At 69.6% G+C, this 9,263-nt stretch carries 8 protein-coding genes and 1 tRNA gene; 6 read left to right on the forward strand and 3 right to left on the reverse strand.

All coding sequences use genetic code 11. The features are described 5' to 3' along the window. Positions 1-9 precede the first annotated feature (9 nt). The 3 genes from rsfS (at position 10) to VNG13_00590 (ending at position 1,192) form a co-directional block, all read left to right on the forward strand. Positions 10-411 (forward strand): ribosome silencing factor, encoded by a 402-nt coding sequence (gene rsfS / locus VNG13_00580; GenBank protein HVA59018.1) that lies wholly within the window; start codon positions 10-12, stop codon positions 409-411. Continuing rightward, positions 408-1,106, forward strand: coding sequence for a histidine phosphatase family protein (locus VNG13_00585; protein ID HVA59019.1), 699 nt, complete (start codon positions 408-410; stop codon positions 1,104-1,106). Before rsfS ends, VNG13_00585 begins: the two co-directional genes overlap by 4 nt. A 13-nt stretch (positions 1,107-1,119) precedes the next feature. Continuing rightward, positions 1,120-1,192, forward strand: a tRNA-Ala gene (locus VNG13_00590). Between the two features lie 1,514 nt (positions 1,193-2,706). On the opposite strand, the gene VNG13_00595 is transcribed toward VNG13_00590, so the two are convergent. From VNG13_00595 to VNG13_00605, 3 genes are all read right to left on the reverse strand, one after another. Then, a complete protein-coding gene (locus VNG13_00595; protein ID HVA59020.1) occupies positions 2,707-2,916 on the reverse strand; it encodes a hypothetical protein in 210 nt (69 codons plus the stop codon). A 383-nt stretch (positions 2,917-3,299) separates the two neighbouring features. After that, complete coding sequence (locus VNG13_00600; GenBank protein ID HVA59021.1) at positions 3,300-5,093, reverse strand: replication-relaxation family protein; 1,794 nt, start codon at positions 5,091-5,093, stop codon at positions 3,300-3,302. A 693-nt stretch (positions 5,094-5,786) separates the two neighbouring features. Beyond that, positions 5,787-5,960: a hypothetical protein gene (locus VNG13_00605; protein HVA59022.1), complete on the reverse strand. Its 174-nt coding sequence runs from the start codon at positions 5,958-5,960 to the stop codon at positions 5,787-5,789. Between the two features lie 1,362 nt (positions 5,961-7,322). On the opposite strand from VNG13_00605, the gene VNG13_00610 reads away from it, so the two are divergent. The 3 genes from VNG13_00610 to VNG13_00620 form a co-directional block, all read left to right on the forward strand. Beyond that, positions 7,323-7,787, forward strand: a complete 465-nt coding sequence (locus tag VNG13_00610; protein HVA59023.1) for a hypothetical protein — start codon at positions 7,323-7,325, stop codon at positions 7,785-7,787. A 161-nt stretch (positions 7,788-7,948) separates the two neighbouring features. Further along, the gene (locus VNG13_00615; GenBank protein HVA59024.1) at positions 7,949-8,707 is read left to right on the forward strand and encodes a hypothetical protein; all 759 of its coding nucleotides are present in this window, start codon (positions 7,949-7,951) and stop codon (positions 8,705-8,707) included. Between the two features lie 338 nt (positions 8,708-9,045). Continuing rightward, on the forward strand, positions 9,046-9,263 hold a 218-nt coding region (locus tag VNG13_00620), incomplete at its 3' end, for a type II toxin-antitoxin system Phd/YefM family antitoxin (GenBank protein HVA59025.1).

The raw sequence follows: 9,263 nt of genomic DNA on the forward strand, positions 1-9,263 counted from the left end.
CTCGACGTCGTGACCGCCGCCGAACGTTCCCTGGAGCTCGCCCGGGCGGCCGCGTCCGCGGCCGCGGACAAGCTCGCCACCGACATCGCCCTGCTCGACGTGAGCGACCAGCTGGTGATCACCGACTGCTTCGTGCTCGCCGCCGCGCCCAGTGACCGGGCGGTCCGGGCGGTCGTGGACGCCGTGGAAGAACGGTTGCGCGGGCTCGGTGCCCGCCCGGTGCGCCGCGAAGGGGAGCGCGAGGGCCGCTGGATCCTGCTCGACTACATAGACATCGTCGTGCACGTCCAGCACGACGAGGAGCGCAGCTACTACTCGCTCGAGCGGCTGTGGAAGGACTGCCCGAGCCTGCCGCTGCCCGCCGACGCCGTGCCCGCCGAACGGCCGGCGGCCCAGGCCGGGGGTCGGTGACCGGACGGCGGCTCGTCGTCTGGCGGCACGGCCGGACCGCGTGGAACGCCGAGCGCCGGTTCCAGGGGCAGCTCGACCCGCCGCTGGACCCGGTCGGCGCCCGGCAGGCTGCCGCTGCCGCCGGGCTGCTCGCCAGTCTCGGACCGGACCTGCTGCTGAGCTCGGATCTGACCCGGGCCCGGAGCACCGCCGCTGCGCTGGCTGAGCTGGTCGGGTTGCCGGTCGGCCACGATCCGCGGCTGCGGGAGATCGACCTCGGCGGGTGGCAGGGGCTGACCGCGGCCGAGGCGGCGCAGCGATTCCCGGGCGAGTACCGGGCGTGGGTAGACCACGAGGACCGGCCGCGCGGCGGCGGGGAGACCTACCTCCACGTGGCCGACCGGGCCGAGGAGTTGATCGGGGAGCGGCTGGCCGCCGTGCCGGCCGGCGGGGTGCTCGTCGCAGTGACCCACGGCGGGACGGCCCGGGCGCTGCTCGGGCGGCTGCTCGAGCTGGAGCCGGGCCGCTGGTGGCGGCTCGGTCCGCTCGGCAACGCGAGCTGGTCGATCCTCACCGAGACGGGGCAGGGATGGCGCCTGGTCGAGCACAACGCCGCCACGCCGCCGACGGACGCGCTCGGCGACGACGCCGAGCCGGCGGTCGCCACGCCGGTCGCCGGTTCCGACCCGGGCGGGCTAGCACGGTCCGGCATGTAGAATTCGCCGCTTCGGGGCTATAGCTCAGCTGGTAGAGCACTTGCTCGGCAGGCAAGGGGTCAGGGGTTCGAATCCCCTTAGCTCCACAAGCGTTTCGTATTCGAACTCGCCGCCGGTGAAAAGGTCGTCGAAGGGCGGCCGGTAGCTGACTTCGGCGACCTGGCCGTCTTTGACGACGAGGCGGTCGAAGACCGCGGTGTTGAACAGTCGGCGGGTCTTGTCGTCGGCTTTGCGGTAGGCCTCGGCGCAGCGGGTGGCGAAGCGTGCCGCCAGGGTGAGGATCTCCTGCCATTCGGTCAAGTTCGCGTCGAGAGCCTCGAGGGAGTCTTTCGCGGCGGTGATGTCACGCCCGATGCGGTCCTGCTCGACTTTGAGGGTGGCGACGTCGATCGCGCCGGTGTAGTAGGCGTCGAGCAGTTTGCGCCGCTGGGTCTGGGCCCGGGCGAGTTGGTGGGTGAGGAATTCGCGCTGGCCGGCGTCGCGGTGCTGCCGTTCGATGGCTTCGGCGGCCATCTCCTCTTCCAGCCGGCGGAGCCAGGAGGTGGGCAGTTGGATGCGGTCGTAGAGCGCTGCGATCTGGGTTTCGAGTTTCTCGGCGGGCACGTAGGGCTCGCGGCAGGTGCCGGCCGGATCGCTTTTCTGGCCGAGGCAGTAGAAGTAGGTGTAGGCGCCCTTGGAGAGCTGGACCGAGAGGCGCCGGGCGCACACCCCGCAGAACAGGCTGCCTTTGAGGTAGTGCGGGTGTTTGCGTTCCCGGCAGCCCCGCACGGAGCGGGCGGCGAGGAGTTCGCGGACCCGTCGGTAGGTGTCGGGGGAGACGAGCGGCTGGTGGGTGCCGGGGTGCTGCACGCCGTTCCACTCGACGATGCCGGTGTAGGCGGGGTTGGCGAGGATCTTCGCCAGCCCTTGCCAGCTGATCGGCGCGGACGGCTTGGACCGGCTGCCCCGGTTCGTGAGCCCGCGGTGCCCCAACTCCTCGGCGAGGGTCTGCAATGTCCACTCGCCGGTCGCGTAGGCCTCGAACGCGAGCGTGATCAGCGGTGCGCGTGCCGGGTCGGGCACGATCCGGGCGACTTGCCGGCCGGCGATGATCTCGCGGGTGTTGAGGTAGCCCAGTGGCGCGGTGTGCGGGAACCCGCCCTGCTTGGCTTTCTGGGTCATGCCCTTTTTGATCTCGGAGGCCAGGTTGGCGGAGTAGAACTCGGCCATCAACGCGTGGATGCCTTCCACCAGCCGGCCGGAGGCGCTTTCTTCCAGGTTTTCGGTGACGCTGACCAGGGCCACCTTGCATTTGCGCAGCAGCGCCCGGATCGCGACGTGGTCTTCCATGTTGCGGGCCAGCCGGTCGATCTTGTGCACGACGACCGCGTCGACGTCCCGGTCGGTGGCGATCCGGGCGAGCATGGCTTTGAGGGCCGGCCGGTCGGCACTTCGCGCGCTCTCACCCCGGTCGGTGTACTCGTCGATCAGGTCCCAGCCGGCGTCGCGGATGTGGCGGGTGGCGGCTTCCCGTTGGGCGGGGATGGAGAAGCCTTCGGTGCCTTCGCCTTTCTCGGCCTGTTCGCGGGTGGAGACCCGCAGGTAGAGCACGCAGCGCATGTCACGCTCCTTGGGTTGAGGCTGGACAGTCCATGGACGCTCGATCCCGCTGGGTTGGCAAGTCGGGCCGGCGGGACTGCTCGCCGGGGTAGGGCTCGGGCAGGCCGCCTGCCTGCCGGCGGCGGGTGTGTAGCTCGGCGGCGGCGGCCAGCAGTGCTCGGGCCAGCGGGCGGAGCGCACCGGGCGCTGGCACGGCGCCGGTCGTCGGCACGCCGGGTCCGGGGCACCGGGGTGGGTGACGGGGTCCGCCCTGTCGCCGTCCACCTTTGGCGCGTTCGCTGGGTTGCGGCTGCTGCTGGAGTTCTGCTGGACCGTTGGTGTCGGCAGTTTGCGGCTGCTGTTCAACATCTGTTCTCACCCGCTGCGCGGCGCAGTCCGGTCGTGGCGGTCCGTGCGGGTCGCCGGGTCGGGGGTGATCGCTGCCGTCCGACGGTGTGGCGGGCGCCGCGTTCCGCCGGTCACTGCCGGTGGACGGCACGTACGTGCCGGCGACGGGCGCGGGTGGGCCGTCGTGGGCGCCCAGCGCAGCCCGGCTGGTAGGACTGGCGCGGTCCGGTGCGGACGGGCGGTGTGTGGCCGCACTGGCACGGCCGGCTACCACTGGGCGGCGCCGGGACCATACGCGCCGGGCTCGTGCGTGTCGGTGTCGCCGGCCTGGGCGTGGTGGAGCCGGCGGGTGAGTTCGGCGACCAAACTCGGCACGTCACCGCCCGGCGTTGCGGGCACGTCGGTGAACGGGCTGTTGCACGCCTCGCAGTGCTCGCCGGCGTCCTCCCGCGGGCTGGCGAGCTGGCAGCCCGGGCAGAGGGTCAGCTGCTCGGCGTCGTAGCCGGCGGCGAGCCCGGCCGGGCTGGTGCGCCGGCGGCCCAGGAACCCCAGTGCCTGCCATCGGGCGTGGACGGTGTGCTGGCGGCGGGTGGGGTAGTCGGGTTGGCCGTACTGCCCCGAGCGCCACAGCCGCTGCTGGGCCTGCTCACGGCTCTCGGTGCTGCTGGCGGCCAGCCCGAGGCTGAGAGCGGGTAGCAGCTCGCCGGCCAGTAGCCGTCCGGCGGCGGCCTGCCAGACCGGCGCGGCGACGGCGATCGCGCCGGTCGCGGCGCCGAGTGCCTGGGCTTGGTCGTGGAAGCGGGCCGGGTACTCGGAGCGCAGTGCCGAAACGAGCCCGCCGGGTACGGCCGGTGCCGCCTCGGCGCAGGGGGTGCGGGGCTGTTGCCACCAGCCGGTCAGCAGCCGGGCCGGGCCGGGATGCTCGGTTGCCCAGGCTCGCAGCGCCGGGTAGCCATCGGCGTGCAGTACCCGCAGCACACTGTCCGCCGCCGGATCCCCCAGGCGCACCTGGTCGGGGATCTCGCGCTGGCGGGTGATCGCTTCCAGCGCCTCCTCGAAGCGCCACTGCGCAACGAGACGGTCCCGGGTGTCCCACACCACCTCGGCGCGGCGTTGGGCGTCGATCCGTTCGGCGAGCAGGTCGACCAGGGTGAGTTCGCTGCCGTCCGCGGGCAGCATCCAGACCCGTTCGGTGACCGCGACTTTCGGGTCCCGGGCGTACCCGCAGGCCGCGACCGTCAGCGCGCCGGCCTCGTCCAGGATGATGTCGTCGGGTTCGCGGTGGGTGCGTTGGATTCGGGGCAGGGTGCGGGCCGCACCGCGTAGGAACGTCGCCGCCCGGGCCGGGGTGGTGGTGAGCACCAGCAGCAGCGGGGCGTGCGGGTGCACGCCCTGCCAGGCCTCGTCGCGGGCGTAGTCGAGGTAGCGCCCGAGCTTTTGCCGCAGCCGTTCGGCGGTCATCGTCGCCAAGTCCACCTCCACCAACACCGCCCCCAGCACCGGCGGCGCACCCGCATCCGTATCGGGTAGGTGTAGGCGCAGGTGCGCCGTGGCGTCCGGGGTGATGCGCCGCACCCGACCGGGGAAGCCCTCCCGGGCGCCGGGGCGCCACTGCTGCCAGCCGTGCTGATCGGGCCACCAGCCCGCCAGCTCCACCCCGGCCGCCGGGCCGTGCTCGCGCAGCGCCAGGGCGAGTTCGGCGATGGCGGTGGTGTGCCGCACGAACAGCGGGTTGGGCTCCCGATGCTCCGCAGCGCAGGCGGTGCCGTTGATCAGCCGGGCGCCCTTGACGGTCAACCACCAATGCCACGGGGCGGAGCCGCGCTGCCGCGGTGGGCGGACCCGGCCGGCCAGGCCCCGCTCCGCCAGGCGCGCCAGGCGGTACTCGGTGGTGCGCTCCGGTGCGCCGGTCATCCGCGTCAGCTGCCCGGTGGTCAGCACCCGGTGGGCGTCCAGCAGCTGCAGCAGCCGCTCCGCCACCACGGACACCACCGCGTCGTAGGGCACAGCGGACCGATCCACCGGCCCGTCGGAGACGTCCGCGTCGCCGGGTTCGCTCACCAGCACCCACCCCCCGCGGCGAGGGCAGCGGTGACTATGAAGGATTGGGCTGTCCAGTCACCGGTCCCCCCCGACCGGCCAACCGGCCGCTGACCAGCATGTTCACCCCTCGCTGCGTTGCGGATCGGAACCAGTCCCATCCGCAACCCGAACTGCACACTCGCTGCGCGTTCCGTACGCCACCTCCACGCTCCGCGACCTTCCGGCCGTCCCGGTCCACGGCCGGCGTGACACCGACCGTGGGGGCCCCGACTCCGGGTCCCACCTAAGAACCGGCAAGAACAGGCCCAGATGCGACAAACCCCCAGCAAGATCGTTACCAAACGTTCACCACCACAGCCCCGGGCCAGCCGGCTCTCACCCCTCCAATCCACAATTCAGGCCGTTTTGTGACACGCGACTTTCCGGCTCGCCGGTGTTCGTCCGAACAGGCGAGCGTGATGGTGACCGCAGCGAGCAGCTCCGCCAGCCAGAGCGCCCGGGTTGCAGCAGGCCGAAGCCACGCTGGAGCCCCGAATCGCCTACCGGCGAGATCGGCGCGGGTCGAGGCCTGCACGCGGGTGCTTCGGTGGCCGCGCCAGCGTCGCGGCACGGCCACCGGAGAACCCTTCCTGCCGTTCGCGTGAAGTCGTACCGGCAGGAATGCGCGAGAAGGCAGCGAATACTGTTCCTTGCACCTATGGCGGTTGTCGCCTACGGCTTGCACACTGTGACGCTGGGGTTGTAACCGCCAACTGGCGGGTTGGTAGCGACGGTTACGCAGTCCTTGATGGGTGGGAGCGCGAGATGGTGCTCGAAAGCGCCTTGACGGCTTCCGGCGATGCTGGCTGCGGCGAGCAAGGCGACGAGCAGGATTCGGATCGGCATGCTGGGCTCCTGACGCTGAACATGGCTGGGACGCACAGGACACGCTCGGATCCGGCATGGGTTACGGCTTTTGAGGATTCCTGGCCGGCCGTGTCGCGCAGGGTGGGGGCTTTCTTGCGTAAGCGAGGCGTCCCCAACGCAGATATTGAAGATCTTGTGCAGGAGCTTGCTTGCCGATTGCTTCAGCGGCAGGTTGCGTTCACAGACACCGACGATCTGCTCGCTTGGTGTGTCGTTGTCGCTCGCCATCTCTCGATCGATCGGGTTCGGCGACAGGCTCGGCAGGCCGAGGCTCCGGTGTCTGACGTGGCTTCAGGTCCGGATATGGCCGATCTGGTCGATGATCGGCTGAGACTCATCCGCACGTTTCACGCGTTGCAGATGCTGCCCCTGCCGGACCGAGTGCTGGTGTTGGCCGGATTCGGGGACGCGCCGATCGCGGAGGGAGGGGGAGCGGCCCGCGTGCGTCGACATCGTTTGCGACGTTGGTTAGCCGAGACCGTCGCCGCCGTGCTGGCTGTCCTTATCGCTGGGTTGCGCCGGCTTGAACGGGTGTTGGGTCGGCTTCCTGTGGATTCCACTGCGACCGCTGCGTTTGCCATGGTGGTCACGGTCTCAGTTGTCGGCCTTGTCGGGACGTCGCCTGGCCCCGGCCAGGTGGGACAGCAGGTGCGGTCTGCGGCGACTTTGATCGGGCACGCCGCCCGGGCGACGTCACCCGGCGGAGCGCTGACCGCAGCGTTGCGGACGACCGCTTTCACGAAGGTTCCGCACGGCTCGATTGGGAACCGGGGGTTCGCTGCGACGGTCCCGAAGCCAGGATCGCGAGGCTTTGTGATAGCCACCCCAGACCGTGCGCACACCGCGACAGTGAGCAACCACGATCCGGGCCCTGGTAACGACGGAGTTGTCTGCTTGGACGACTTCCCGGTGATCGCTCATCTTTGTCTTGGACCGAAGCAGTAGTAGGTCGGTCCGGTGGTAACTGTCCCGCCGGGCCCAACTACTGCGCCTGTAGCTCGCCGGCCGGCTAGCGGGGGCTTTGGGCATCGGCTGGAGGGCTTCGGCGGTGTGCTGCGGCGCCCTCGCCGTTCACGCGATGTGCGCCCGGTGGGCGTCCCGGCCAGCGCACCTGGCGCTACGGCTGTCCGTGGGCTCAGGCCCCGATGGGCAGTCATGCAGGCAGGGGGTATCCGTCGAGGATGCGATGACGCGGGTCGAGCTGGGCGGTGCCGTCACCGGCGATGGTCCCACTCGTTGCTGGAGTGGTGCTGCTGATGCGATGTAACGATTTGGCCGATGGCGCGTGTACCTGTCGACGAGTGCTCAGCCGAGTCGCTGGGATTCGGGAGTCTCGCCAGGATGGAGACAGGCATGCTTATCTCGTATCGTCGGCGGCTGGTGGCTGGGGTTTTCGGGCTACTCGCCGCAGGCGTGTTGACGGCGACGGCAGCTTCGGCCGCTGTCACCGACTATGTGCAGGCAGGCGTGGGCACGGGCTTGTATGGCAGCGTAGGTCACTCGGTCGTGCCCGTAGTCAAGTTCACCGGCGCTCTCACCGGTGGTGGGTTGCAAGTTGTTGTGTCCTGTTCGGCCGTGGCCGCAGGTCCGGCAGCATCGGTATCGATCAGCAGCTGCTGGGCCGCTTCGGCTGCTGGTGGCAGCGCGAACGCGCCGTCGCTGGCATTGCCGGGCAACGCCGCGACGACTGTGGGGACAAACAATGTCGGGATCGGCAAGATTCGGGCCTGCGAGACCTTCTACGTGCAGTGGCTCGATGGATCTGCGCCGGTCCCCGGTGCCGCGTGCACGACCGTTTCCGGCTAGCTTGGCCGCAGCCTGGGGGCAGCAATCGCAGGCGCCCCCAGGCTGCGGCAAGGCGGCATATCGTCGGTTTCCTAGCGGCCGGGTTGCTACTTGCCCCGGCGGCCATCGCCGATGCGCAACCGGCCAAGCCGACGCCCTCGGTGTTGGCTAGCCGCACGACCGTGCGCGCTACCCGCGACGCGGTCATGCTGGTTCGTCTAGCGTCCACGGCGCAGCTGAGTTTCGCGCCAGTCACCGGGCCAGCCGCCGGCGTACAGCTCACGAGCAAGGCAAACTTCTTCGCTGTCACGCTGAGCTCGATGCCCGGTACCGCACTGCGTGCACTAGTGGTCGCGTCGACCGCGTCCATGTGTCCCCACGGCACCTGCGGTGCGCCGGACCTGAGTGCCTACGGGTTTGGCCACGACAGTAGCTCGGCGAGTCTGATTCTGCCGGCAGGGGAATACCGATTGCATGCCGTGACCTCCGGCGGCCTTGTTACAGCGGTCTTCCACTTCCGTGGTATCCCCGGGACCGAATCCCTAACGCCGACCACCCCGGCGCAAGCCAGCATCATCGATCTTGCTAACGCGGTACCCATCAACGAGGCCTACAGCGCTGGCGGTACGGCCACGCTACCGCAGACAGGGTTGATCTACTCGCTGCTGAGTTTGAAGGGGGACCTTACTGTCGCTGGTGACTATGGCTTCTGCTTCGCGCCCGGCCAGGCGACTCGGGTGCTGTATTCGCCCGGTTGCCCAAGCGGCAACATCGGTCCCATCACCGACACGACCGGATTCGTGAGCGTCACCCCGTACAGCATGACCAGCAGCGTCGCATTGCTCGCGCAGACAGGGACAATCAGCGCAGGTTGGTGGTATGCCGCAGGCGCTCGCATCAGTTCGGTTACGGGAGTCGTCCTGTGGCTCCCGGATGCGTAGGCCGTCTCGCGTGGCGCACCACTTCAAGGTCAGCCGTGCCAACTGGGAGCAGCGGTGAGCAGAAACCGCCAGAGCACCAGCTGCGCCGGCCGGCATCAGTGTCGAGGCCACGGGCCGTTCGGGACTAGGAACCTGGTGATGGGTCCGAAGTCCGGCAGGAGAATCAAGTGCGGCCTTGCGCAGCCAAGATGACCGTTCGGGTTCTGCCGTGCGCTGGGTTCGAATGACCCGCTACGTGGGCGCCAATGCTCGTAGGCCGTCTCGAATACCGCTCGGGTTCGAATAAGAACAACGCTTCACCACTTCTCAATGTGTACCTTCTGGTGTACTCTTGCTAAATGCAGACGGTACCGGTGCGAGAGCTGCGCAGCGACCTCGCAAATGTCATCGACCGCGTCGCGGACTTGCGCGAACACGTACTTGTGACCCGGAGGGGTCGTCCGGCAGCGGTGTTGATCCCCGTTGACGAGTACGAGGCTCTCGAGGAGACCGCGGAGATCCTCTCGGACCCAGAGACGATGCGCGCCATTCGCCAGGGCCAGGCTGAGATCGAACG

The sequence above is a fragment of the Mycobacteriales bacterium genome, assembly GCA_035533475.1.
Classification (GTDB): Bacteria; Actinomycetota; Actinomycetes; order DATLTS01; family DATLTS01; genus DATLTS01.

What these genes read in the sequence shown, in the direction of transcription:
- VNG13_00605 (HVA59022.1), bottom strand. Translation starts at nt 5,960, where the DNA reads ATGCCGATCCGAATCCTGCTCGTCGCCTTGCTCGCCGCAGCCAGCATC.
- VNG13_00610 (HVA59023.1), top strand. Translation starts at nt 7,323, where the DNA reads ATGGAGACAGGCATGCTTATCTCGTATCGTCGGCGGCTGGTGGCTGGG.